Origin of the sequence: Streptomyces stoeckheimensis, from assembly GCF_045822005.1 — a bacterium.
Classification (GTDB): Bacteria; Actinomycetota; Actinomycetes; order Streptomycetales; family Streptomycetaceae; genus Streptomyces; species Streptomyces stoeckheimensis.
Window position 1 is genome coordinate 6,866,255 of record NZ_CP169550.1, and the last position, 22,964, is coordinate 6,889,218.

The 22,964-nt window shown below is 70.4% G+C and carries 23 protein-coding genes and 1 rRNA gene; 15 read left to right on the forward strand and 9 right to left on the reverse strand.

Annotation, left to right across the window (positions count from 1 at the left end; genetic code table 11):
* Window positions 1–65 precede the first annotated feature (65 nt).
* On the forward strand, window positions 66–497 hold the full coding sequence (locus ACE1OC_RS31115; RefSeq protein ID WP_407839796.1) for a hypothetical protein: 432 nt from the start codon (window positions 66–68) through the stop codon (window positions 495–497).
* On the opposite strand, the gene ACE1OC_RS31120 is transcribed toward ACE1OC_RS31115, so the two are convergent.
* Window positions 478–1,185, reverse strand: a complete 708-nt coding sequence (locus ACE1OC_RS31120) for a FadR/GntR family transcriptional regulator (RefSeq protein ID WP_407839797.1) — start codon at window positions 1,183–1,185, stop codon at window positions 478–480. The genes ACE1OC_RS31115 and ACE1OC_RS31120 overlap by 20 nt on opposite strands.
* A 99-nt stretch (window positions 1,186–1,284) precedes the next feature.
* Here ACE1OC_RS31120 and ACE1OC_RS31125 point away from each other — a divergent pair, with 99 nt between their 5' ends.
* The 4 genes from ACE1OC_RS31125 (at window position 1,285) to ACE1OC_RS31140 (ending at window position 3,710) form a co-directional block, all read left to right on the forward strand.
* The gene (locus tag ACE1OC_RS31125; RefSeq protein WP_407839798.1) at window positions 1,285–2,580 is read left to right on the forward strand and encodes a CynX/NimT family MFS transporter; all 1,296 of its coding nucleotides are present in this window, start codon (window positions 1,285–1,287) and stop codon (window positions 2,578–2,580) included.
* A gap of 5 nt (window positions 2,581–2,585) precedes the next feature.
* Window positions 2,586–2,705: an SGM_5486 family transporter-associated protein gene (locus ACE1OC_RS31130; RefSeq protein WP_266958903.1), complete on the forward strand. Its 120-nt coding sequence runs from the start codon at window positions 2,586–2,588 to the stop codon at window positions 2,703–2,705.
* Window positions 2,706–2,845: 140 nt separating this feature from the next.
* Complete coding sequence (locus tag ACE1OC_RS31135; RefSeq protein WP_407839799.1) at window positions 2,846–3,061, forward strand: hypothetical protein; 216 nt, start codon at window positions 2,846–2,848, stop codon at window positions 3,059–3,061.
* A gap of 130 nt (window positions 3,062–3,191) precedes the next feature.
* Window positions 3,192–3,710 carry a SixA phosphatase family protein gene (locus ACE1OC_RS31140; RefSeq protein ID WP_266958907.1) on the forward strand — a complete coding sequence of 173 codons (519 nt, stop codon included), beginning with the start codon at window positions 3,192–3,194 and terminating at the stop codon, window positions 3,708–3,710.
* 92 nt (window positions 3,711–3,802) lie between these two features.
* Here the strand turns inward: ACE1OC_RS31140 and serB are convergent, their stop codons facing one another.
* Entirely contained in the window at window positions 3,803–5,002 is a 1,200-nt protein-coding gene (gene serB / locus ACE1OC_RS31145; protein ID WP_250742222.1) for a phosphoserine phosphatase SerB, read from the reverse strand.
* A gap of 383 nt (window positions 5,003–5,385) precedes the next feature.
* On the opposite strand from serB, the gene ACE1OC_RS31150 reads away from it, so the two are divergent.
* Window positions 5,386–7,941 (forward strand): FHA domain-containing protein, encoded by a 2,556-nt coding sequence (locus ACE1OC_RS31150; RefSeq protein WP_420497896.1) that lies wholly within the window; start codon window positions 5,386–5,388, stop codon window positions 7,939–7,941.
* Window positions 7,942–8,061: 120 nt separating this feature from the next.
* Here ACE1OC_RS31150 and ACE1OC_RS31155 read toward each other — a convergent pair whose 3' ends face one another.
* The 3 genes from ACE1OC_RS31155 to ACE1OC_RS31165 all read right to left on the reverse strand — a co-directional run bounded on the left by ACE1OC_RS31155 (window position 8,062) and on the right by ACE1OC_RS31165 (window position 10,931).
* The gene (locus ACE1OC_RS31155; protein WP_407839800.1) at window positions 8,062–8,751 is read right to left on the reverse strand and encodes a transglycosylase SLT domain-containing protein; all 690 of its coding nucleotides are present in this window, start codon (window positions 8,749–8,751) and stop codon (window positions 8,062–8,064) included.
* A 306-nt stretch (window positions 8,752–9,057) separates the two neighbouring features.
* Window positions 9,058–10,170 (reverse strand): S-adenosylmethionine:tRNA ribosyltransferase-isomerase, encoded by a 1,113-nt coding sequence (locus ACE1OC_RS31160; protein WP_407839801.1) that lies wholly within the window; start codon window positions 10,168–10,170, stop codon window positions 9,058–9,060.
* Window positions 10,167–10,931, reverse strand: coding sequence for an SDR family NAD(P)-dependent oxidoreductase (locus ACE1OC_RS31165; RefSeq protein ID WP_407839802.1), 765 nt, complete (start codon window positions 10,929–10,931; stop codon window positions 10,167–10,169). Before ACE1OC_RS31165 ends, ACE1OC_RS31160 begins: the two co-directional genes overlap by 4 nt.
* 193 nt (window positions 10,932–11,124) lie before the next feature.
* Here ACE1OC_RS31165 and ACE1OC_RS31170 point away from each other — a divergent pair, with 193 nt between their 5' ends.
* From ACE1OC_RS31170 to ACE1OC_RS31180, 3 genes are all read left to right on the forward strand, one after another.
* On the forward strand, window positions 11,125–12,282 hold the full coding sequence (locus ACE1OC_RS31170) for a GAF domain-containing sensor histidine kinase (RefSeq protein ID WP_407839803.1): 1,158 nt from the start codon (window positions 11,125–11,127) through the stop codon (window positions 12,280–12,282).
* A complete protein-coding gene (locus ACE1OC_RS31175) occupies window positions 12,275–12,952 on the forward strand; it encodes a response regulator (RefSeq protein ID WP_407839804.1) in 678 nt (225 codons plus the stop codon). The genes ACE1OC_RS31170 and ACE1OC_RS31175 overlap by 8 nt, the downstream gene beginning before the upstream one ends.
* Window positions 12,953–13,080: 128 nt before the next feature.
* Window positions 13,081–13,326 (forward strand): chaplin, encoded by a 246-nt coding sequence (locus tag ACE1OC_RS31180; protein WP_250742336.1) that lies wholly within the window; start codon window positions 13,081–13,083, stop codon window positions 13,324–13,326.
* A 408-nt stretch (window positions 13,327–13,734) separates the two neighbouring features.
* Here ACE1OC_RS31180 and ACE1OC_RS31185 read toward each other — a convergent pair whose 3' ends face one another.
* Entirely contained in the window at window positions 13,735–14,514 is a 780-nt protein-coding gene (locus tag ACE1OC_RS31185; protein ID WP_407839805.1) for a hypothetical protein, read from the reverse strand.
* 144 nt (window positions 14,515–14,658) lie between these two features.
* Between ACE1OC_RS31185 and ACE1OC_RS31190 the strand changes: the two genes are divergently transcribed.
* From ACE1OC_RS31190 to ACE1OC_RS31205, 4 genes are all read left to right on the forward strand, one after another.
* Window positions 14,659–15,453, forward strand: coding sequence for an ABC transporter ATP-binding protein (locus ACE1OC_RS31190; protein WP_327252042.1), 795 nt, complete (start codon window positions 14,659–14,661; stop codon window positions 15,451–15,453).
* A gap of 66 nt (window positions 15,454–15,519) precedes the next feature.
* Window positions 15,520–15,951 (forward strand): NfeD family protein, encoded by a 432-nt coding sequence (locus ACE1OC_RS31195; RefSeq protein WP_266958917.1) that lies wholly within the window; start codon window positions 15,520–15,522, stop codon window positions 15,949–15,951.
* A gap of 129 nt (window positions 15,952–16,080) precedes the next feature.
* Complete coding sequence (locus ACE1OC_RS31200) at window positions 16,081–17,076, forward strand: SPFH domain-containing protein (protein WP_274552570.1); 996 nt, start codon at window positions 16,081–16,083, stop codon at window positions 17,074–17,076.
* Window positions 17,077–17,175: 99 nt separating this feature from the next.
* Window positions 17,176–17,946, forward strand: coding sequence for a sulfite exporter TauE/SafE family protein (locus tag ACE1OC_RS31205; protein ID WP_407839806.1), 771 nt, complete (start codon window positions 17,176–17,178; stop codon window positions 17,944–17,946).
* A gap of 79 nt (window positions 17,947–18,025) precedes the next feature.
* On the opposite strand, the gene ACE1OC_RS31210 is transcribed toward ACE1OC_RS31205, so the two are convergent.
* The 3 genes from ACE1OC_RS31210 to ACE1OC_RS31220 form a co-directional block, all read right to left on the reverse strand.
* Window positions 18,026–18,529 carry an HNH endonuclease gene (locus ACE1OC_RS31210; protein ID WP_254387938.1) on the reverse strand — a complete coding sequence of 168 codons (504 nt, stop codon included), beginning with the start codon at window positions 18,527–18,529 and terminating at the stop codon, window positions 18,026–18,028.
* A gap of 162 nt (window positions 18,530–18,691) precedes the next feature.
* Window positions 18,692–19,225: a YbhB/YbcL family Raf kinase inhibitor-like protein gene (locus ACE1OC_RS31215; RefSeq protein ID WP_407839807.1), complete on the reverse strand. Its 534-nt coding sequence runs from the start codon at window positions 19,223–19,225 to the stop codon at window positions 18,692–18,694.
* Between the two features lie 79 nt (window positions 19,226–19,304).
* Complete coding sequence (locus ACE1OC_RS31220; protein ID WP_250742210.1) at window positions 19,305–20,087, reverse strand: sporulation protein; 783 nt, start codon at window positions 20,085–20,087, stop codon at window positions 19,305–19,307.
* Between the two features lie 143 nt (window positions 20,088–20,230).
* Here ACE1OC_RS31220 and ACE1OC_RS31225 point away from each other — a divergent pair, with 143 nt between their 5' ends.
* Both ACE1OC_RS31225 and ACE1OC_RS31230 read left to right on the forward strand, forming a co-directional pair.
* Window positions 20,231–20,872 (forward strand): DNA-3-methyladenine glycosylase, encoded by a 642-nt coding sequence (locus tag ACE1OC_RS31225; RefSeq protein ID WP_407839808.1) that lies wholly within the window; start codon window positions 20,231–20,233, stop codon window positions 20,870–20,872.
* Between the two features lie 538 nt (window positions 20,873–21,410).
* A 16S ribosomal RNA gene (locus ACE1OC_RS31230) occupies window positions 21,411–22,935 on the forward strand.
* The last annotated feature ends 29 nt before the right edge of the window (window positions 22,936–22,964 follow it).

Below are 22,964 nucleotides of genomic sequence, written 5' to 3' on the forward strand. Positions count from 1 at the left end.
GGACATTTGCCTGCAAACTGGGCCCGTCGGGATCTTCCCGGTTCCTGCGGGGAGGAGGTACGGGAGTGCGCGCGAGGCGGAGCCGAGCGGTATCCCTGCTGGTCACCTCGGTGGTCCTGACCGGATTCCTGCTCCCGGGAGCCGTCGCGCAGGACGAGGGGCCCGCCCCGGCGCCCGGTACGGACGTCCAGGCCCCGGCCGTGGTCGACCTGGCCCAGATCCCCGCCGAACCGCCCGTACAGCCCGCGAAGCCCGCCGCCCGGGAGCTCTTCGGGGCCGACTGCGACACCGAGATCAACGGTTCGCAGGTGGTCGCGTTCTGCCACAACGCCTATCCCCAGACCGACCTGGTCCGCCTGCACGTGGAGTGCGACCGCTGGTGGGACGTGGACGGGGACGGCGCCGCCGTGGCCGTCGGCCCGGCGGGCCGGGTGGAGCTCTCCGGCCGCTGCTGGAAGGAAGTACGCTCCGCCTGGGTCAGCCACCAGCGGCAGTGACCCCCATGGGCCGCCGCCCCTCCTTGGCCAGGCAGACGAACGGATAGCCGGCCGCCTCCGAGGCCGCCGCGTCCCCGTCCCCGCGCCGGATCGCCTCGATCAGCCGGGCGTGGTCCAGGTGCGAGGCGGGATCGAGCTCCGTACCCACGTCGGTGCGCAGCCAGTCGGCCACCAGATCGCCGAGGTCCGCGTACAGCTCGATGAGCACGTCGTTGTGCGAGGCCGCCACCACCGCCATGTGCAGGGCCACGTCCGCCGCGATGAACGGCTCCGCGTCCCCGCCCGACCACGCCTCCTCGCGCCGCGCCAGCAGCGCGTCCAGCTGTACGAGATCCCGCGCCGTCCGCCGCTCCGCCGCGAGACGGGCCGCCGAGGCCTCCAGCGTCGAGCGCAGCTCCGCGATGTGCCGGGGATCGGCGCCGGCGAAGCGGCGGTGCATGACGCCGGCCAGCTCGCTGGTGGCGATGACGTACGTCCCCGAGCCCTGGCGGATGTCGAGGAGGCCGTTGTGTGCGAGGGCCCGGACGGCCTCCCGCACGGTGTTGCGGGCGACGCCCATCAGTTCCACGAGCTCCGGCTCGGTGGGGATGCGGGAGCCCACGGGCCATTCGCCGGTGGTGATCTGGTTCCTGAGCTGGGTGATCACCTGGTCGACGAGCGCGGATCGCCGGGGCGAGGTCAGCGGCATGCGGTCGGGGTTCCTCTCGGGACGGGAGCGGTGCGCGTGACGGGAACGATACGGCCGCGGGGTGGACAGCCAATCATCCCATGATTCTATGATGGTCGAATGTCCGACGAAGAAGTCCAGATCCTGAACCGGCCCCAGGCCGCGCGCACGGCATCCCAGCAGCCCCTTCCCGCCCCCGCCACCACCCCGCAGCCGGCGTGGCTCGGACCCGTGCTCCTCGTCGGCATCGTGCTGGCCGCCCTCAACCTGCGGCCCGCCATCACCAGCCTCGGCGCCCTGTTCGAGGAGACCCGCGAGGGCCTCGGCATGAGCGGGACCGTCGCCGGACTCATCACCTCCGTACCCGCCCTCTGCTTCGCCGTCTTCGGCGTCACCGCGCCCCGGCTCTCCCGCCGCTTCGGCCCGGCCGCCGTCGTCTGCGCCGGCATGGCCGCCGTCGCCGCGGGCCTGCTGATCCGGCCCTTCGCGACCAACGCCGCCGGATTCCTCGCGGCCAGCGCCCTGACCCTGGCGGGCATAGCCCTGACCAACGTGCTCCTGCCGGTGATCGTCAAGCGCTGGTTCCCCGACCGGGTCGGCACCATGACGGGGCTCTACTCCATGGCCCTGGCCGCCGGCACCTCGCTCGCCGCTGCGGCGACGGTCCCGATGACCCAGGCCCTCGGCGGCAGCTGGCGCACCGGCCTGCTGGTGTGGGGCTTCCTCGCCCTGGCGGCCGTCCTGCCCTGGCTGGCCATCGGCGCGGCGGCCCGCAAGGAGAAGGCCGCGGCCTCCGGCGTACCGGCCGCTCGTCCCGACGCCGGGCCCGGCGTGATGCGCAGCCGCACCGCGTGGGCCCTCGCCTGCTACTTCGGACTCCAGGCCACGGGCGCGTACATCACCATGGGCTGGCTCCCGCAGATCTTCCGCGACGCAGGGGTCTCCGCCTCCACGGCGGGCGTCCTGCTCGCCGTCACCATGGTCATGGGCGTCCCGCTCGCCTTCGTCATCCCGGGCCTCGCCGGCCGGATGAAGAACCAGGGCCCCATCGCCGTCGGCCTCGGCCTCTTCGGCCTCGTCGGCTACCTGGGGCTCTACTTCGCCCCCGCCGGCGGCGCGTGGGCCTGGGCCCTCCTGCTCGGCGTCTCCAACTGCGCCTTCCCGCTCGTCATCACCATGATCGGACTGCGGGCCAAGTCCCCGGCCGGTGTCGTCAAGCTGTCCGCCTTCGCCCAGAGCACCGGCTACCTCATCTCCATCCCCGGGCCGCTCCTCATCGGCACCCTCTACCAGCACACCGGCGGCTGGGACCTGCCCCTCGCCCTGATGGCCGGTCTGCTCGTCCCGCAGATCGCGCTCGGCGTGCTGGCGGGCCGGGACCGCACGATCGAGGACGAATGCGGCATGCGAGACTGATCGGCATGTCGCCCGTACTCGAACCGAACCCCCAGAACGGCCACCGGAAGCTCGGCCTCGTGCTGGGCGCGATGCTGCTCGTGACCGTGATCATCGCCGTCCTCGCCACCCTCGCCTCTCCCTAGGGGGTGGGGTTAACCCCCCAACCCCTAGGGGGTCAGGCTCAGGGACATCTGGGGTGCGTCCCGGATGGGAACCGCCTGCTCGAATCCTTAGATTCGAAGAGCAAGAGCGAGCCCGCCCGACGCACCCCACGGAGGCGGCCATGTCGGCCCCCACACACCTGGCCCCCGGCCACCCGTCCGCACCCCGCGCCGCCGGGGCCGACGTACGGCTGCCCTGGTGGGCGCTCGCCCTACCCGCCCTCGCCTTCGGCTTCCTGCTCATACTCCTCGCCGGATCCGGTCAGGCCCACGCCGCCTCCGGCGAAGGCTCCGCGCTCGTCCAGGTCACCGAACGGCTGCTGAGCGCCGTCGGCTGACGGGCCGCCAGCAACCCGGAACCCACCCGCGCGGCCGTGAGCCGGGGGACACCCCCTGCCTGCCACACCTGCGGGGGGACCCCCTCAACACCCTGCGCCCCGTGGCTCGATTCATGCGAAGCTGGGAGCCATGAGCGCCGACACACCCCGCAGGATCGTCCTCCTCCGGCACGCCAAGGCCGAATGGTCGGACGGCACGGACCACGACCGCCCCCTGGCAGAACGCGGCCGTCACGACGCCCCGGCCGCGGGCCAGAAACTGGCTCAGACCGGCATCACCTTCGACCTGGCCCTCTGCTCCAGCGCGGCCCGGACCAGGGAGACCTGGAAGCTGGCCGTCCAGGAGCTGCCGCACCGGCCGAAGACCACGTACGAGGAACGGCTCTACGAGGCCTCGCTGGGCGAGCTCATCGCCCTGGTCAACGAGACCTCCGACGAGGTCAAGAACCTTCTGGTCATCGGCCACAACCCCGGCATGCACGCCCTGGCCGACGCCCTCGCGGGCAGCGCGCAGGGCGACGTGCTCGCCCGGATGAACCGCAGCGGCTTCCCGACCTCCGGGATCGCCGTCGTCTCCTTCACCGGCTCGTGGAAGTCCGTGGAACACGGCGTGGGCACCCTGCTGGACTTCTGGACCCCGCACAGCTGACGCGCACGCCCCGACGACTCCGCCGACGCAGCGGGCCCCGGCACTTCGACAGTGCCGGGGCCCGCTCCGTCGTAGGGGGACGGACGTCTTCGTCACGCCAGGTCGGCGGCCTCGACCTCTTCGCGGGTGATCCCGAGCAGGTAGAGCACGGCGTCCAGGAAGGGCACGTTCACCGCGGTGTGCGCGGCCTGGCGGACCACCGGCTTGGCACAGAAGGCCACGCCCAGCCCGGCCGCGTTCAGCATGTCCAGATCGTTGGCACCGTCACCGATGGCCACCGTCTGGGCCAGCGGTACGCCGGCCTCCGCGGCGAAGCGGCGCAGCAGCCGGGCCTTGCCGGCCCGGTCCACGATCTCGCCGGTGACCTTGCCCGTCAGCTTTCCGTCGACGATCTCCAGGGTGTTGGCCGAGGCGAAGTCCAGCCCGAGCTTCTCCCGCAGATCGTCCGTCACCTGCGTGAACCCGCCGGAGACCACGCCCACCTGATACCCGAGGCGCTTGAGGGTGCGGATCAGCGTCCGGGCGCCCGGGGTGAGGCGCACCTCGGAGCGGACCTTGTCCACCACGGAGGCGTCCAGCCCGGCCAGCAGCGCGACCCGGGCGTGCAGCGACTGCTCGAAGTCCAGCTCCCCGCGCATGGCCCGCTCGGTCACCTCGGCGACCTCGGCCTCGCAGCCGGCGTGGGCGGCGAAGAGCTCGATGACCTCGTCCTGGATCAGGGTCGAGTCCACGTCCATGACGACGAGGCGCTGGGCCCGCCGGTGCAGCCCGGCCGAGACCACGGCCACGTCGACGCCGATCTGCGCGGCGGCGGTGGCCAGCGCGGTGCGCAGCGGCTCGGTCGCGGTGCCGGAGACGGCGAACTCCACGGCCGTCACCGGATACTTCGCGAGCCGGAAGATGCGGTCGATGTTGCCGCCGGTCGCGGTGATCCGCGCGGCGATGGCGGCCGTGGACTCGGCGGTGAGCGGATGCCCGAGCACGGTGACGTGCGAACGGCCACTGCCGCGCGGCCGGTTGTCACCGGTGCCGGAGAGGATCTCGGCCTGCAGTTTGAGGGACTCGGCCCAGCTGTGGACGGTGGCCCGCAGCTCGCCCTCGGTGCCGGCGGTCGGATGGGTGACGAGGGCGCACAGGACGATGCGGCCTCGGGTGACGACCTGCTCGATGTCGACGACGTCGACGGAGTAGGCGGCGAGGGTGTCGAACAGCCCGGCGGTGATCCCGGGACGGTCCTTGCCGAAGATCTTGACGAGGAGGGTGGGGACGTCGGAGGTCTGCGAAGCGCTCATGGTGCCTTCACCGTATCTCCCCGGCCTGTGCGCACGGAGCCCCGTCCCACCTGGCGGAACCGTTTCGCTCCGTACGGACGTGCGGACGCCACACGGTGGACGTGTGGAGGTCGTGCGGTGGCCATGGGCGGGCCCTGGAGCGGGTGCGTGGAGATCCCGCGACGGGACGAAGCGATGCCCCGGCCCGCCCGGAGGCATGCCGGAGCGTCCCGAAACACACCATCCGGGGGGCTTTCGACCCCCTCGGCAGGGCCTTCCGGGCGCCGCCGAGTGGCCCGGATTCCCCTTGTGGCCGTGCGCCTGAAATAGTTCCCCCGGATGTTCGCCATCCCTAGACTCCCAGACGTCATGGGGGATTCTCGGGGGACTTAAGTGGGGCTGGAGTGCCGGAACTCGTACTGGAATTGAATGGAAGGACCTGGACGCTCGATCCGTCCAGGTCGTACTCGCTGGGGCGCGATCCCCAGGGAGACGTGGTGATCGATGACGCCAGGGTGTCGTGGCGGCACGCCACCATCGCCTGGAACGGGCGAGGTTGGGGAATCGAGGACCACGGAAGCACCAACGGCACGTACGTGCGCGGGGCGAGGGTCCAGCAGGCCGAGCTGGTGCCCGGCACGCCGGTGCACCTCGGCAACGCCACCGACGGGCCGAGGCTGAATCCCGTCGCGGGCGCGGGCGCCGCCGCGCCGCAGCCGGCCGTGGCGCAGCAGTCGCCCGCCCAGGCGTACGCGCAGCAGCCGCAGGCCCAGCAGCAGGCACCGCAGCAGCAGGCCCAGCAGCCCTGGGAGCAGCAGGTCCAGCAGGCCCCGCCGTTCCCGCAGCAGCAGGCCCAGCAGCCGCACCAGGCGCAGCCCTTCCCGCAGCAGCAGCACCAGCCGCACCAGCAGCAGCCGGGCGGCGGCGGTACCCCGGGCTACGGAGACCACCGCAGCCCGACGACGTTCCACCAGCTCGCGCTGGGCCACGTCATGCGCATCGGCCGTGCGCTGGAGAACGAGCTGGTGGTCTCCGACCTCCAGGTCTCCCGCCACCACGCGGAATTCCGCTCGATGCCGGGCGGCCGCTTCGAGATCCGCGACCTCGGCAGCCACAACGGCACCTACGTCAACGGCCAGCCGCTGGCGAAGTCCGGCACCGCGCTGCTCGGCCCGAACGACATCGTCGGCGTCGGCCACTCGACCTTCCGGATCGTCGGCGACCGCCTCGAGGAGTTCGTCGACACCGGTGACGTCTCCTTCTCGGCCCGCCACCTCACGGTCACGGTCGACGGCGGCAAGCAGATCCTCAAGGACGTCACCTTCGGCGTCCCCGAGAAGTCGCTGATCGGCGTCATCGGCCCCTCCGGCTCCGGCAAGTCGACGCTCCTCAAGGCGCTGACCGGCTACCGCCCGGCCAACGAGGGCGACGTCCTCTACGACAACCGCAACCTGTACAAGCAGTTCGCGGAGCTCCGCCAGCGCATCGGCCTGGTCCCGCAGGACGACATCCTGCACAAGGAGCTGAAGGTCAGCACCGCCCTCAAGTACGCGGCCAAGCTCCGCTTCCCGGGCGACACCGCCGAGTCCGAGCGCGCCGCCCGCATCAACGAGGTGCTGCGCGAGCTCAAGCTCGACATCCACAAGGACAAGAAGATCACCGCCCTCTCGGGCGGCCAGCGCAAGCGCGTGTCCGTGGCCCTGGAGCTGCTGACCAAGCCCTCGCTGATCTTCCTGGACGAACCCACCTCCGGCCTCGACCCGGGCATGGACCGCGACGTCATGCAGCTGCTGCGCGGCCTCGCCGACGACGGCCGCACGGTCCTCGTCGTCACGCACTCGGTCGCCGAGCTGTCCATCTGCGACAAGCTGCTGGTCATGGCCCCGGGCGGCTCGGTCGCGTACTTCGGCCCGCCGGACGAGGCGCTGAACTTCTTCGGCTACTCCACCTGGGCCGACGTGTTCTCCGCCTTCGAGAGCTACCGCGACTACGACTGGGCCGGCCGCTGGAAGGGCTCGCAGCACTACCAGCTCTACGCCGCCGACATCGACGCGGTCGCCCCGCAGTCGGTGCAGCCCGCCGTGCAGCAGACCAGGCCGCCGAAGCCGCAGGGCTGGGGCTCCCAGCTCTGGACGCTGATGCGCCGCTACATGTCGGTGATCGCGTCCGACAAGGGCTTCATCGGCCTGATGCTGATCCTCCCGGCGGTCCTCGGCGTGGTCTCCGTCGTCATCCCGGCGAAGTTCGGACTCGCGCCGCCCGTGGCGCCGTCCCGCTTCAACGGCGACGCCGGCACGATCATGCTGATCCTCGCGGTCGGCATGTGCTTCTCCGGCGCAGCGAACTCGGTCCGCGAGCTGATCAAGGAACGCGTGATCTACGAGCGCGAGCGCGCGACCGGCCTGTCCCGGTCGGCGTATCTCGCGTCGAAGGTGATCGTCCTCGGGGTCATCACGGCCATCCAGGGCGTGATCATCTGCGCGATCGGCTTCTACCCGCGCGACCTGCCCGCCGAGGGTCTGCTGATGCCGCCGGCCGTGGAGATCTGCCTGTCGGTCATCGCGCTCGGCTTCACCTCCATGATGTTCGGCCTGGTGATCTCCTCGCTGGTGAAGACCGCCGAGAAGACCATGCCGCTGCTCGTCATGTTCGCGATCGTCCAGGTCGTCTTCACCGGCATCCTCTTCCAGGTCTACGACTCTCCGGGCCTGGAGCAGTTCGCCTGGCTGATGCCGTCCCGCTGGGCGATCGCCGCCGCCGGCACCACGCTGAACCTCGGCGTGCTCATGCCGCCGTGGGACCAGGACAACCCGACCAACACGGACCCGCTCTGGGACGCCACGGTCGGCCAGTGGAGCCTGAACATCACGGTCCTGCTGCTCCTCGGCGTCGCGTGCGGCTTCGCCGTGCAGCGCCTGCTCCGCCGCCACGAGCCCGAGGTCATGCGCGCCGGCAAGTAACCCGGCGGGCAGGCACCAGGGCCGCGTAGGCACGCGGGCACGCACGAAACGCCTCAGGGCGGCTCCGGAACACCGGGGCCGCCCTGAGGCGCATGGGGGGCTGGGGAGGACGCCAGAGGCCTAGTAGGCGCTGTTGACGTTGTCCATGGAGCCGTAACGGTCGGCCGCGTAGTTGCAGGCGGCGACGATGTTGGCGACCGGGTCGTACTGGTCGAACTTGGTGCCCTTGACGTGGTACGCCTTGAAGGTCGGGGCGATGACCTGGAGCAGACCCTTGCTGGGGATGCCGTTCTGGGCGTTGATGTCCCAGTTGTTGATCGCCATCGGGTTACCGCTGGACTCGCGCATGATGTTCTTGTGGATCCCGGCGTAGGTGCCCGGAATGCCCTCCCTCTTCATGATGAAGAGGGCTTCCTTGATCCAGCCGTCCAGGTTGTTCGCGAAGACCGGCACGCGGTTCGCGGAACGGCTGGCGGCAGCCTTCTGCTCGCGGTCCTTCTTCGCGTCCGCCTCGGCCTTGGCCTTGGCAGCGGCGTCCTTCGCGTCCTTGGCGACCTTGGCCTGCTGCTTCGCGATGACCTGCTGAACGGTGAGGTGCTGCTGCACGGCCTGCGCCTGCGCACCGTCGACGACCTTGGACCAGGCGACGGGGGCCGTGGCGACGGTCGTCTGCGTCTCGGCGGCGTTGGCCGGGACGAGGGAGAAGGCGAGGGCGGCGGCGCCCAGGGTGGCTACACCGGCGATGGAAAGCTTGTGCGCCTTCGTCATCGTCAGACGACGACTGTGGCCGGGAGTGCTGGTCTCGGTCATGCGTAGCAACCTCTTCGAATAGCGGGGGCCGCAGGAAAGCGCCTGCCGGATCCGAGATCCGCGGCGCTGTGCGGCGAGAGCAATTCTTAGCGGTGGCAAAAACTTGTGGCAAAGGTGTGACGTACGATCCCGCTTAGTGGATCAGGGGCCGGAGCCGGGCCCTGAATTCAGGGCCCGGACCACGCGAGCCAGCGCTAACAGCGCCCTTATTCGTCCACTAGGGAGCTTCGTAAGTGATGTGCGTCCTATGCCCGGGCTCACATCGGTCGCGTATCAGTCTCACCAACCGTTGCGGCAGCAATCCACTCAGTGACCGTTCTCATCCTTGAGTAGCAGATGAACGTCCCCGAACTCGTGCCAAAGGCACAGGTTCGCCACGGCCGAGGCATACCCGCGCCGTACGGCCTCCCGTCCGGCCACCGCCTCCAGCATCAGCAGGTGCGAGGCCCCGGGCTCGTGCAGCCCGGTCAACAGCCCGTCCACCGCCCGCACCCCGCGCTCCGGCGTCACGACCAGCCCGGTCCAGCCCCCGGCGGCCCGCACCATCCCGTCCCCGTCGGCGGCCGACTCCAGCGCCCGCACCGCCGTGGTCCCCACCCCGATCACCCGCCCGCCCGCCGCCCTCGCCGCGTTCACCAGCCGGGCCGTGGTCGCGGGCACCTCGTACCGCTCCGGGTACGGCGGCTCGTGCGCCTCCTGCGAAGCCACCCCCGTGTGCAGGGTCAGCGGGGCGAAGTGCACCCCCCGGCGCACCAGCTCCGCCACCAGCTCCGCCGTGAAGGGCCGGCCCGCGCTCGGCATCTCCGCCGAACCCGCCCCGTCGGCCCGGGGCACCGCGAAGACCGTCTGGTACGCCGAGAGCGGCTGGTCCCGCTCCGTATAGGCGTACCGGATCGGCCGCCCGTACGAGCGCAGCAGCGCCGGCACCTCCTCCGGACGCCCCGGCGGCGGCGCGGGCCGCGCCCACCACAGCCGGTCCGCCCCCGGCGCCACCGGCTCCTCCAGTACGAGGCGCCACCCGCCCGGCAGCTCCACGACGGCCCCGGCGGGCCCCCCGGCCCGGGGCCGGGTCGACCCCCGTACGACCCGGTCCGGCTCCCGGAGCTCCACGGTCCAGCGGCCGTCCTCGCCGCGCGTGGAGAAGTGCACGACGAGCTCCTCGCCGCCGAGCCGCCCGTCCACGGCGGCCGGCAACGTCGCCGAGGTGTTCACCACCAGCACGTCCCCGGCGTGCAGCAGCACCGGCAGCTCCCGGAAGGCGTGCAGCGACACCTCCGAGGCGCCCCGCGAGACCAGCAGCCGCACCGAGTCCCGCCCCCGCCCCGGCCCCCGCTGCTCGGCGGGAACCCGGGCCGCAAGACCCGGCGGAATGTCCCTTATATACAGTCCCTTCTCCCGTACCCCCCGCTCCCCGCTCACCGCACCGCCCCGTCCGCCCCGAGGACCGCCTCCACACCGTCGCGCCCCTCCACACCGTCGCGCCCCCGGGCCCCGGCGAGCTCCTGGGCCGTGTACCGCCCGCTGGGCGCGGGTCCCGTCAGCAGGGTCAGCAGCACCGGAGCCACCTCCTGCGGCGTCGGCAGCGCCGCCAGGTCCTCCGCGGGATCGGCCGCCGCCATCATCCGCGTCCGCATCGAGCCCGGATCCGCCCACCACACGCGCAGCCCCGGCTCCTCCCCGGCCAGGACCGCCGACATCAGGTCACCCGCCGCCTTGGTCGCTCCGTAGCCACCCCAGGTCCCGTAGGGCACCACCGCCGCGTCCGAGCTGATGTTCAGCACCGCCCCGGCAGCGGCCGCCCGCAGCAGCGGCAGCGTCTCCTGGACCAGCCCCAGCGGCGCCACCACGTTCACCTCGAACGCCTCGCGCAGCCCCTCCAGCGGGTGCACCGCGAGCGGCACCAGCGGCTCCGCGCCCAGCACGCCCGCGTTGTTCACCAGCAGGTCCAGCCCGCCCAGCTCCCGCGCCGCCGCCACCAGCTCCGCCCGGTGCGCCGCCGAGGACACGTCCCCGGCCACCGCCGTCACCCGCGCCCCCGCTGCCCGCAGGGCCTCCCCGGCCTCCGCCAGCGGGCCCGCGCTCCGTGCGCTCAGCACCAGGTCCCAGCCCCGGGCCGCCAGCTCCCCGGCCAGCGCCCGCCCCAGCCCCCTCGACGCCCCCGTCACCATCGCCACCGACATGACCGCACCCTCGCTTTCCGAACCGCCCGGCAGATGCCCCCAACGTAGGAACCCGACCACCCCCGCCGCCTCGGCCGCCGGCCGCACCCGCCAGGTCCCTTCGACCTAGGGCGAAGACCTACGCCGCGACCCGACCGCGGCCTACGCCCCCCGCCCGATCCGCCGGCCCCGGCGCCGCGAGTACCGTGAGGCCATGGACTCCGGACCCCGAGCCCCCCGCGGCGGCGGCCTGGCCGCCGTGAGCACCGCGCTCCTCGCCATGAGCCGCCGGCTGGAGGTCCGCGACGTGCTCCGCACGATCGTCGCCTCGGCCCGCGAGCTGCTCGACGCCGAGTACGCGGCCCTGGGCGTCCCGGACGACCACGGCGGCTTCGCCCAGTTCGTCGTGGACGGCATCAGCGAGGAACAGTGGCGGGCGATCGGCCCGCTGCCCCGGCAGCACGGCATCCTCGCCGCGATGCTCCATCAGGACGGCCCCGAGCGGCTGGCCGACGTGCGCAAGGACCCCCGCTTCGAGGGCTGGCCCGCCGCCCACCCCGACATGTCCGACTTCCTCGGGCTGCCCATCCGGGACGGCGAGGAGACCCTCGGCGCCCTCTTCCTCGCGAACAAGCGGAGCGTCCCGGGAAGCGGGCACGGCTTCACCGACGAGGACGAGGAACTCCTCTCCCTCCTCGCCCAGCACGCGGCGATCGCCCTCACCAACGCCCGCCTCTACGAGCGCAGCCGCGAGCTGACCATCGCCGAGGAGCGCTCCCGCCTGGCCCACGAGCTGCACGACGCGGTCAGCCAGAAGCTCTTCTCGCTCCGCCTGACCGCGCAGGCCGCCGCCGCCCTGGTGGACCGCGACCCGGCCCGCGCCAAGGACGAGCTCCAGCAGGTCGCCCTCCTCGCGGCCGAGGCCGCCGACGAACTGCGCGCGGCCGTCACCGAGCTCCGCCCCGCCGCCCTCGACGAGGACGGCCTGGTCGCCACGCTGCGCAACCAGGTCCGCGTCCTGGACCGGGCCCACACCGCGCACGTCACCTTCGCCTGCGACGGCGTACGGGCCCTGCCCGCGGCCCAGGAGGAGGCGGTCCTGCGCGTGGCCCAAGAGGCCCTGCACAACGCCCTGCGCCACTCCGCCGGCGACCGGATCGACGTCACCCTGACCCGCCGGGAGACCGGGGAAGCCCTGCTCAGGGTGACCGACGACGGAGCCGGCTTCTCCCCTCCCACCGTCCGCCGGGCGGGCCGGCACCTCGGCCTGGTCTCCATGCGGGACCGGGCCGCCGGTGTCGGAGGGAGACTCACCGTACGGTCCGAGCCCGGCACCGGCACCACGATCGAACTGGAGGTACCCGGTGGCTGACACGCCGGGCCGTAGCGGCGGCGGCACCCGCAGCCGCAGCATCAACGTATTGCTCGTGGACGACCACCAGGTGGTCCGGCGGGGCCTGCGCACCTTCCTCGAGGTCCAGGACGACATCGAGGTGGTCGGCGAGGCGGCCGACGGCGAGGAAGGCATCGACCGCGCCGAGGAACTGCGCCCCGACGTCATCCTGATGGACATCAAGATGCCGGGCACCGACGGCATCGAGGCGCTGCGCCGGCTGCGCACGCTGGCGAATCCGGCGCGCGTGCTGATCGTCACCAGCTTCACCGAGCAGCGCACGGTGGTCCCCGCCCTGCGCGCGGGCGCGGCCGGCTACGTGTACAAGGACATAGACCCCGACGCCCTCGCGGCCGCCATCCGCTCGGTGCACGCGGGCCACGTCCTCCTCCAGCCGGAGGTCGCGGGGGCTCTGCTCGCCGAGGAAGGCCCCGGCCCGTCGTCCGGCCGCGGCGGCAACCTGACGGACCGCGAGCGCGAGGTACTGCACCACATAGCGGACGGGCGCTCGAACAGGGAGATCGCTCGCGCCCTCGTCCTGTCGGAGAAGACGGTGAAGACACACGTCTCGAACATCCTGATGAAGCTGGACCTCGCCGACCGTACGCAGGCGGCGCTGTGGGCGGTCAGACACGGCATCGCGCAGTGACTCATACGGGCGGCGATTCATTCGGTCGGGTGTATGTAGCCCACATGGCGCATCCCGTTCGTCGGATGAGCGTTCTTCATGACGTGCCGCGGCGGCTGGTCGCGGCAGACGTACTGGAGGACGAGAACGTGAAGAACTTCAAGAAGGCCACTGCCGTCACCATGATCGCGGGCGGCCTCCTCGCCGCCGGCGCGGGTGTCTCGTCGGCGCACGGCGGTGCGTCGGCGGAGGGTGAGGCCCTGAACTCGCCCGGCGTGGCCGCGGGGAACCAGCTCCAGCTCCCCGTCCACGTCCCCGCGAACGTGGTGGGCAACTCGGTCAACGTGATCGGCCTGCTCAACGGCGCCTGGGGCAACACGGGCGTCAACAACTGACCCCACCGCACCCCTTCTTGACGCAGCGCTCGCACTGCTGCGCAGGCTTCGCCCTGCTGCGCCGGCCTCCGACCGGCGGTGCAGGCGGGCCCGCGCAGCCGCGGCCTACGCAGTGGCCGTGAACTTCGGCCCCGCTTCCCCCCTCTCCCTGGGAAGCGGGGCCGATCCCTTTTCCGGCGTGGCGCTAGCCCAGCTCCGCGGCCCGCCCATCCCGGCGCTCGCGCTGCTCCGCAGGCTTCGCCCCGCTTCGCAGGCCTCCGGCCGGCGGCGCGGCCGGGCAAATCCAGCCTCGCCGGCGTTTGAGGCGCGGGGTCCGGGGCGGCGCCCCGGAAAGCCCGGCGCAGCCGGGGACGCTCGCGCAACGGCGCCGCACCCGATCCCCGCATACCGCGGCCAGCGCCACCGCGGCTAGCGCATCCGCTCCTCGACGGCCGAGTTGTACGCCGCGACCAGCGCCCGCCGGGCGACCCGCTCCACGGGCCGCAGCGCCTCCGCCCGGGCCGCCATCTCCGAGGCGGCCACCGCCGCCCCGTGCCCCCGCTCGGTCGCCAGCGACACCATCAGGTCCACCCGCTGCGCCAGGGAGAGGACCCGTACCGCCCGCGCCGGATACCCCGGCGCCAGCGCGTCCCGCCCGGCTTCCGTCCGCGCCCGGTACGCGGACAGCGCCGCCTCCGCGACCGGCCCGGATCCCGCCACGTCCAGCCGGGTCAGCACCACCGTGGCCTCGCGCAGCGCCTCCGCGAGTTCCCGCTCCGCCTCGCCGAGCGACGGCACGTCCGCCGGCGGGGCCTCCCGTACCGGCAGGCAGTGCCAGGTCACCGACACGTGCACATCACCCGCGGGCCCGGCCTCGTGCACCTCCGGGACCAGCCCGAGCGCCGCACCCACCGCGACGACCGCCTCCTCCGCGTCCAGCGCCCTCGCGTTGAACTCCGGCGGCCCGCTCAGCCCCAGCGGATGCCCCGGCGCGGGCAGCGCGATCCGCAGCCCGGTCACGCCCAGTACCCGCAGCCGGCCCAGCGCCAGCGTGAGACCCACCGGGGCGGATTCCCCGGGCAGCCCCTCCACCCGGTGCACGGCGTCCTCGCCCACGATCGACAACACGGCCTCGTCGGGCGAGACGAGACCGGCCAGCAGAGCGTTCCCCCAGGCGGCCAGCCGCCCTGAACGCGGTTCGAAAAGCATCCCCCTACTTTACGGACGGCCCCCGGGACCCGGGCCCGGGCCCGGACCCCTCCCCGAGTGGCGTAGGTTTTCCCCTGGGGCTGCGCCCACCGACACGGGGCGGCGCACAGACGAACCGAGACTGCAAGGGGAGACAACACGCTCATGAGCGATGTTCTGGAGCTGGTGGACGTATCCGTGGTCCGCGAGGGCCGGGCTCTGGTGGACCAGGTCTCCTGGTCGGTCAAGGAGGGGGAGCGCTGGGTGATCCTCGGCCCCAACGGCGCCGGCAAGACCACGCTGCTGAACCTCGCCTCCAGCTACCTCTTCCCCACCAAGGGTTCCGCCACCATCCTCGGCAGCACCCTCGGCAAGGTGGACGTCTTCGAGCTGCGCCCCCGCATCGGCATGGCCGGCATCGCGATGGCCGACAAGCTGCCCAGGCGCCAGACCGTCCTGGAGACCGTCCTCACCGCCGCGTACGGGATGACGGCCACCTGGCAGGAGGAGTACGAGGAGATCGACGAGCAGCGCGCCCGCGCCTTCCTCGACCGCCTCGGCATGACGCCCTACCTCGACCGGAAGTTCGGCACCCTCTCCGAGGGCGAGCGCAAGCGCACCCTGATCGCCCGTGCGCTGATGACCGACCCCGAGCTGCTGCTGCTCGACGAGCCCGCCGCCGGCCTCGACCTCGGCGGCCGCGAGGACCTCGTACGACGCCTCGGCCGGCTCGCCCGCGATCCGCTCGCCCCGTCGATGATCATGGTCACGCACCACGTCGAGGAGATCGCCCCCGGCTTCACGCACGTCCTGATGATCCGTCAGGGCAAGGTGGTCGCGGCCGGACCCATCGACCTCGAACTGACCTCCCGCAACCTCTCCCTCTGCTTCGGCCTGCCGCTCGTCGTCGAGCGCAACGACAGCGACCGCTGGACCGCCCAGGGCCTGCCCCTGCGGTAGGTCGTCGCACCGGCCGGGCCTCCCGCACCCTGTCCGGACCGCGCCCACCCGACCTACCATGACCATGTGGACATCGACGCGTGGGTGTGGTGGCTCATAGGCGCGGTCGGACTGGGCATTCCCCTGGTCCTCACCGCGATGCCCGAGTTCGGCATGTTCGCCGCCGGAGCGGTGGCGGCCGCCGTCACGGCGGCCCTCGGCGGGGGAGTGGTCGCCCAAGTCCTGGTCTTCGTGGTCGTGTCGGTCGCGCTCCTCGCGGTCGTCCGCCCGATCGCCAACCGGCACCGCAACCAGAAACCCCAACACCGCAGCGGAATCGACGCGTTGAGGGGCCGGAGCGCCGTCGTCCTCGAACGCGTGGACGCGAGCGGCGGCGGCCGGATCAAGCTCGCCGGCGAGATCTGGTCGGCGCGCTCCCTGGACGCGGACATCACCTTCGAACCGGGTCAGTCCGTCGACGTCGTGGAGATCGACGGGGCGACCGCCGTCGTCATGTGACGGACCAGCACGTGAGCAACCCACCGTGTGCACGCCGCATGTGGGCAAGCAGCCGACCCGCGGCCCCGGGGTCTGCGAGACTCCGCTGAACGGGGCAGCACAGACAGCCGGAAGGGCACGGGGAACCGCATGCAACCGATCATCATCGTTCTGATCATTCTGGTGGTTCTGGTCTTCATCGCACTGGTCAAGACGATCCAGGTGATCCCGCAGGCCAGCGCCGCCATCGTCGAGCGATTCGGCCGCTACACCCGCACCCTCAACGCGGGCCTCAACATCGTCGTCCCGTTCATCGACTCGATCCGCAACCGGATCGACCTCCGCGAGCAGGTCGTCCCCTTCCCACCGCAGCCCGTCATCACCCAGGACAACCTGGTCGTCAACATCGACACGGTCATCTACTACCAGGTGACCGACGCCCGCGCCGCGACGTACGAGGTGGCCAGCTACATCCAGGCCATCGAGCAGCTCACCGTCACCACGCTCCGCAACATCATCGGCGGCATGGACCTGGAGCGGACCCTGACCTCCCGCGAGGAGATCAACGCGGCCCTGCGCGGAGTCCTCGACGAGGCCACCGGCAAGTGGGGCATCCGCGTCAACCGCGTCGAGCTCAAGGCCATCGAGCCGCCGACCTCCATCCAGGACTCGATGGAGAAGCAGATGCGCGCCGACCGCGACAAGCGCGCCGCGATCCTCCAGGCCGAAGGTGTCCGGCAGTCCGAGATCCTGCGCGCCGAGGGCGAGAAGCAGTCCTCCATCCTGCGCGCGGAAGGTGACGCCAAGGCAGCGGCCCTGCGCGCCGAGGGCGAGGCCCAGGCCATCCGTACGGTCTTCGAGTCCATCCACGCCGGCGACGCCGACCAGAAACTGCTCGCCTACCAGTACCTCCAGATGCTCCCGAAGCTCGCCGAGGGCGATGCAAACAAGCTCTGGATCGTCCCGAGCGAGATCGGAGACGCCCTCAAGGGCCTCTCCGGAGCGATGGGCAACTTCGGCCCGATGGGCGCCGCCTCCGGCTTCAACCCGCAGAACGCCGGCAAGGACGGCGGCGCCGGCGGCGGGATCCCGGCCGCTCGCGACAAGGACGCCGCGGAGCGCCGCGAACAGCCGACCATCGACTAGGCGGCCTGAACGGGGCGTCCCCTCCGGCATGATCAGTGAGGCCCCCCGACCTTCACGGCGGGGAGGCGACTCACTCATGCAAAGGGGACGACCCCGCCCATGTCCATCTGGGAATCACTCGCGGTCTTCGCGGCCGGCATCGGCGCCGGCACCATCAACACCATCGTCGGTTCCGGCACCCTGATCACCTTCCCGGTGCTGCTGGCCACCGGCCTGCCGCCGGTCACGGCCAACGTCTCCAACACCCTGGGCCTCGTGCCGGGTTCGATCAGCGGAGCCATCGGCTACCGCAAGGAGCTCCAGGGCCAGCGCGCCCGCATCATGCGCCTCGGCGCCGTCTCCCTCGTAGGCGGACTGGCCGGCGCGATCCTGCTCCTCACCCTGCCGTCGGACTCCTTCGACACGATCGTGCCCGTCCTGATCGGCCTGGCCCTCGTGCTCGTCGTCTTCCAGCCCCGGCTCGCAGCCGCCCTGCGCAGGCGCCAGGAGGCCGCGGGCGGCGACACCGGCCACCCCGACGGCGGCCCGCTGCTGCTGTCGGGCATGCTGCTCTCCAGCGCGTACGGGGGCTACTTCGGAGCCGCCCAGGGCGTGCTCTACCTCGGCCTGATGGGCCTGCTGCTCCGCGAGGACCTCCAGCGGATCAACGCGGTGAAGAACGTCGTCGCGGCGATGGTGAACGGCATCGCGGCCGTCTTCTTCCTCTTCGTCGCGGAGTTCGACTGGACGGCCGTCCTGCTCATCGCCGTCGGCTCCACCATCGGCGGCCAGCTCGGCGCCAAAGTCGGCCGCCGACTGCCGCCCACCGCCCTGCGCGCCGTCATCGTGACCGTCGGGATCATCGCGATCGGCCAGCTGCTGCTCCGCTGAGCGACGTAGAAAACGTACGTCGCCCAGCGCAGCCGTCTACTCGACGGGACGATCCCGCCCTACGCGATCACGGGCAGCCCTACGCGGAACGCTCCAGCCACTCCGGCAGCGCCTCCCGCCCGCCCACCCCCAGCGCGAGCAGCATGGCGTCGGCCGGCGAGGGAACGAAGGGCTTCCGGAGGAGCGGCATCCCCGCCTCCTCCGGAGTCCGGGCCGCCTTGCGGTGGTTGTCCTCGGAGCAGGAGGCCACCGTGTTCAGCCAGGTGTCCCCACCACCCTGAGCCCGCGGAAGTACGTGGTCCACGGTCGTCGCGCGCTTCCCGCAGTAGGCGCACCGGTGTTGGTCCCGGATCAACACCCCCCTCCGTGACCAGGGAGCATGTCTCCGGAAGGGCACCCGGACGTACCTGCAGAGTCTGATCACCCGCGGCAACGGAAGCTCCATCGTGGCCGCGCGCACACGGAACTCGGGATGCGCCTGTTCGACCACGGCCTTGTCCTGGAGCACCAGGACCACGGCCCGGTTCATCGTCACCGTCGACAGCGGCTCGAAGCTCGCGTTCAGCACCAGCGTGTCCCGCATCTCGCCCACCTCCCGTGTGCAGGCCCGCGACCACCCTGGCGGCAAGGCCCGCAACCACTCTGGTCGCGCGCGCCACGCGGGACAACGCAATAAAAATGCCCGGTCCTGGCCGTCTTTAGACCAGGACCGGGCAAACGCTCGGCGAACGAAGGGCGGAAACGCTCAGCCCGCGGGAGCCTCGTACTCACCGACGAGCTGCGCACGCCCCAGCGCGTGGAACCGCAGATTGAAGCCGACGACGGCCGGCGACACGTCCGCACCGGGACCGAGCTTCTCCTGGTCCACCGCGTACACGGTGAACACGTAACGGTGCCGCTCCCCGGCCGGGGGAGCCGCACCGCCGAAGTCCCGGGTGCCGTAGTCGTTGCGCACGTGCACGGCCCCGGCGGGCAGCCCCGCGAAATTCCCGCTGCCCGCCCCGGCCGGCAGCTCGGTGACCGAGACCGGCAGATCGAACAGCACCCAGTGCCAGAACCCGCTGCCCGTCGGGGCATCCGGGTCGAAGCAGGTCACGGCGAAGCTCTTCGTCTCCTCCGGGAACCCCTCCCACCGCAAGTGCGGCGATACGTTCCCACCGGACAGCACCTGGGCGGACCCCAGATCGGCCCCGGGCTCCAGGTCCGCACTGCTCACGGTGAACGCGTGCACCGCCGGATGGAAATCGTGGGGGAGCGGCGCCCTGCTCTGCTCGGCCACTGCGGAACCTCCTGCTGGATCGAGTCGACGCTGACCGGTGCCGGCACCTGGACGGCACCGGCACCGAGCCTAGATCGGCTCAGAACCAGTTGCGCTGCGAACCCACCGACGAGATCCACTGGTTCAGGTAGGCCGCCCAGTCGGTGCCCTGGTAGGACTGCAGCCCCACCTGGAAGCAGCGGAAGGTATCGCTGCCCTCGCTGAACAGGCCCGGCTTCTTGTCCATCTCCAGGACGACGTCCATCTCGCGCCCGTCGGAGACGAAGGTCAGCTCGACCTGGTTCAGCCCCCGGTACTGCGACGGCGGCAGGAACTCGATCTCCTGGTAGAAGGGCAGCGTCTGCCGCGTCCCCCGGATGTGCCCGCGCTCCATGTCCGCGCTGCGGAAGGTGAAGCCCAGCTGGGCGAAGGCGTCGAGGATCGCCTGCTGCGCCGGCACCGGGTGCACGTTGATCGCGTCGAGGTCGCCGGCGTCCACCGCGCGCGCGATCTCCAGCTCCGTGCTGACCCCGATGTTCATCCCGTGCAGCTGACGCCCGCCGAAGTGGGTGATCGGCGTCTCCCAGGGGATCTCCAGCCCGAACGGCACCACGTGCAGGGCGCCCGCCTGCACCTGGAAGGCACCACCGAGACGCTGCTTGGTGAAGACCACGTCCTGCTTGTACTCCTGGTCGTTGCCCTCCACCTCCACCCGCGCCTGGAGCCCGACGGACAGCCCCTCGATCTGCTGCTCCACGGATCCGCCCTGGATCCGGACCTCGCCCTGGACGATCCCGCCCGGCACGACGTTCGGCTCGGTGATGACGGTGTCGACCGAAGCACCACCGGCACCCAGGCTCGCGAACAGCTTCCTGAACCCCATGCTCTGACTCCCCTATACGACTACGACGTGCTCGAAAAAGTCCTGCTCGGCAAGACGCGCGCGACTCCGCGCGGTACTACCCCTACAAACGCGGAACCTTAGGCCCCGGTTGCAGGAGTACCCAGTCCACTACGCTCGACCGGATGAGCGCGCGCCCCGACCGTACGCCCCTGCCCCGGTCCTTCTTCGACCGCCCGGTCCTCACCGTGGCCCCGGACCTGCTCGGCCGCACCCTGGTCCGCCGCACCCCGGACGGCCCCATGGAACTGCGCATCACGGAGGTCGAGGCGTACGAGGGAGAAGCCGATCCGGGCTCCCACGCCTACCGCGGCCGCACGGCGCGCAACGCGTCGATGTTCGGTCCACCCGGACACGCGTACGTCTACTTCATCTACGGCATGTGGTTCAGCCTCAACCTGGTCTGCGGCCCGCCGGGCCACGCGAGCGGTGTCCTGCTCCGGGCGGGGGAGGTCACCGTGGGCGCGGAGCTGGCCCGCAAACGCCGGGTTTCAGCCAGAAACGACCGGGAACTGGCCAAGGGTCCGGCCCGCCTGGCCACCGCCCTGGCCGTGGACCGCTCCCTGGACGGTGCGGACCTCTGCAGCGGTACGGATTCCCCCTTGTCCCTGCTGACCGGCACCCCCGTGGCGCCGGACCTGCGAAGCCACGGACCCCGCACCGGAGTGGGCGGCGCCGGCGCGGCCCACCCGTACCGCTACTGGATCACCCACGACCTGACGGTGAGCCCGTACCGAGCCCACGCGCCACGCCGCCGCTCAACTTGACTCGGCACCGGCGGACGCCTAACGTAGCCCGAGCCGCTTGAACGGGGCACTGCTATCAGCAGACCCCCAGAGCGGCCAACCCACTACCCACGACTTACCCCTGGCGGGGTCTTATTCGGCATGTCCGAATTCGATTCCGAACGGCCGATTATGAGCCGCACGGGATAAGCGCTAATGTGGTGGAGCGCCGAAAGGCAAAGACCCCCAACGGTCACCAAATTCAAATCCAGAGTCGGAAACGACAACGGAAATGATCTGGTAGAGTTGGAAACGAAGGAAGCGCCCGGAGGGCCTGGAAACAGGAACAAAAGAAGCGTCCGTTCCTTGAGAACTCAACAGCGTGCCAAAAATCAACGCCAAAAAGTTGATACCCCGTCCATTTCGGTGGATGAGGTTCCTTTGAAAAAGACCTGTGAGGTCGCAGCTTCGGCTGTGGTGCTTGCAGGCAATTACACAGCGAGGACGCAGTGGACGGTCGGTCTTATTCCGACATGACTGTCCCGCTCTAAGTGCGTGTGCACCCGATTACGGGTAAACATTCATGGAGAGTTTGATCCTGGCTCAGGACGAACGCTGGCGGCGTGCTTAACACATGCAAGTCGAACGATGAAGCCCTTCGGGGTGGATTAGTGGCGAACGGGTGAGTAACACGTGGGCAATCTGCCCTTCACTCTGGGACAAGCCCTGGAAACGGGGTCTAATACCGGATAACACTCCTGCCTGCATGGGCGGGGGTTAAAAGCTCCGGCGGTGAAGGATGAGCCCGCGGCCTATCAGCTTGTTGGTGGGGTAATGGCCCACCAAGGCGACGACGGGTAGCCGGCCTGAGAGGGCGACCGGCCACACTGGGACTGAGACACGGCCCAGACTCCTACGGGAGGCAGCAGTGGGGAATATTGCACAATGGGCGAAAGCCTGATGCAGCGACGCCGCGTGAGGGATGACGGCCTTCGGGTTGTAAACCTCTTTCAGCAGGGAAGAAGCGAAAGTGACGGTACCTGCAGAAGAAGCGCCGGCTAACTACGTGCCAGCAGCCGCGGTAATACGTAGGGCGCAAGCGTTGTCCGGAATTATTGGGCGTAAAGAGCTCGTAGGCGGCTTGTCACGTCGGATGTGAAAGCCCGAGGCTTAACCTCGGGTCTGCATTCGATACGGGCTAGCTAGAGTGTGGTAGGGGAGATCGGAATTCCTGGTGTAGCGGTGAAATGCGCAGATATCAGGAGGAACACCGGTGGCGAAGGCGGATCTCTGGGCCATTACTGACGCTGAGGAGCGAAAGCGTGGGGAGCGAACAGGATTAGATACCCTGGTAGTCCACGCCGTAAACGTTGGGAACTAGGTGTTGGCGACATTCCACGTCGTCGGTGCCGCAGCTAACGCATTAAGTTCCCCGCCTGGGGAGTACGGCCGCAAGGCTAAAACTCAAAGGAATTGACGGGGGCCCGCACAAGCAGCGGAGCATGTGGCTTAATTCGACGCAACGCGAAGAACCTTACCAAGGCTTGACATATACCGGAAAGCATTAGAGATAGTGCCCCCCTTGTGGTCGGTATACAGGTGGTGCATGGCTGTCGTCAGCTCGTGTCGTGAGATGTTGGGTTAAGTCCCGCAACGAGCGCAACCCTTGTCCTGTGTTGCCAGCATGCCCTTCGGGGTGATGGGGACTCACAGGAGACCGCCGGGGTCAACTCGGAGGAAGGTGGGGACGACGTCAAGTCATCATGCCCCTTATGTCTTGGGCTGCACACGTGCTACAATGGCCGGTACAATGAGCTGCGATACCGTGAGGTGGAGCGAATCTCAAAAAGCCGGTCTCAGTTCGGATTGGGGTCTGCAACTCGACCCCATGAAGTCGGAGTTGCTAGTAATCGCAGATCAGCATTGCTGCGGTGAATACGTTCCCGGGCCTTGTACACACCGCCCGTCACGTCACGAAAGTCGGTAACACCCGAAGCCGGTGGCCCAACCCGTAAGGGAGGGAGCTGTCGAAGGTGGGACTGGCGATTGGGACGAAGTCGTAACAAGGTAGCCGTACCGGAAGGTGCGGCTGGATCACCTCCTTTCTAAGGAGCACAGTACCGATTGCAGACAA

Excerpts from the sequence above, each read along its gene's own strand:
- ACE1OC_RS31120 (WP_407839797.1), bottom strand. The coding sequence starts at position 1,185 with ATGCCGCTGACCTCGCCCCGGCGATCCGCGCTCGTCGACCAGGTGATC.
- ACE1OC_RS31125 (WP_407839798.1), top strand. The coding sequence starts at position 1,285 with ATGTCCGACGAAGAAGTCCAGATCCTGAACCGGCCCCAGGCCGCGCGC.
- ACE1OC_RS31130 (WP_266958903.1), top strand. The coding sequence starts at position 2,586 with ATGTCGCCCGTACTCGAACCGAACCCCCAGAACGGCCACCGGAAGCTC.
- ACE1OC_RS31135 (WP_407839799.1), top strand. The coding sequence starts at position 2,846 with ATGTCGGCCCCCACACACCTGGCCCCCGGCCACCCGTCCGCACCCCGC.
- ACE1OC_RS31140 (WP_266958907.1), top strand. The coding sequence starts at position 3,192 with ATGAGCGCCGACACACCCCGCAGGATCGTCCTCCTCCGGCACGCCAAG.
- serB (WP_250742222.1), bottom strand. The coding sequence starts at position 5,002 with ATGAGCGCTTCGCAGACCTCCGACGTCCCCACCCTCCTCGTCAAGATC.
- ACE1OC_RS31155 (WP_407839800.1), bottom strand. The coding sequence starts at position 8,751 with ATGACCGAGACCAGCACTCCCGGCCACAGTCGTCGTCTGACGATGACG.
- ACE1OC_RS31165 (WP_407839802.1), bottom strand. The coding sequence starts at position 10,931 with ATGTCGGTGGCGATGGTGACGGGGGCGTCGAGGGGGCTGGGGCGGGCG.
- ACE1OC_RS31170 (WP_407839803.1), top strand. The coding sequence starts at position 11,125 with ATGGACTCCGGACCCCGAGCCCCCCGCGGCGGCGGCCTGGCCGCCGTG.
- ACE1OC_RS31185 (WP_407839805.1), bottom strand. The coding sequence starts at position 14,514 with ATGCTTTTCGAACCGCGTTCAGGGCGGCTGGCCGCCTGGGGGAACGCT.
- ACE1OC_RS31190 (WP_327252042.1), top strand. The coding sequence starts at position 14,659 with ATGAGCGATGTTCTGGAGCTGGTGGACGTATCCGTGGTCCGCGAGGGC.
- ACE1OC_RS31200 (WP_274552570.1), top strand. The coding sequence starts at position 16,081 with ATGCAACCGATCATCATCGTTCTGATCATTCTGGTGGTTCTGGTCTTC.
- ACE1OC_RS31205 (WP_407839806.1), top strand. The coding sequence starts at position 17,176 with ATGTCCATCTGGGAATCACTCGCGGTCTTCGCGGCCGGCATCGGCGCC.
- ACE1OC_RS31210 (WP_254387938.1), bottom strand. The coding sequence starts at position 18,529 with ATGCGGGACACGCTGGTGCTGAACGCGAGCTTCGAGCCGCTGTCGACG.
- ACE1OC_RS31220 (WP_250742210.1), bottom strand. The coding sequence starts at position 20,087 with ATGGGGTTCAGGAAGCTGTTCGCGAGCCTGGGTGCCGGTGGTGCTTCG.
- ACE1OC_RS31225 (WP_407839808.1), top strand. The coding sequence starts at position 20,231 with ATGAGCGCGCGCCCCGACCGTACGCCCCTGCCCCGGTCCTTCTTCGAC.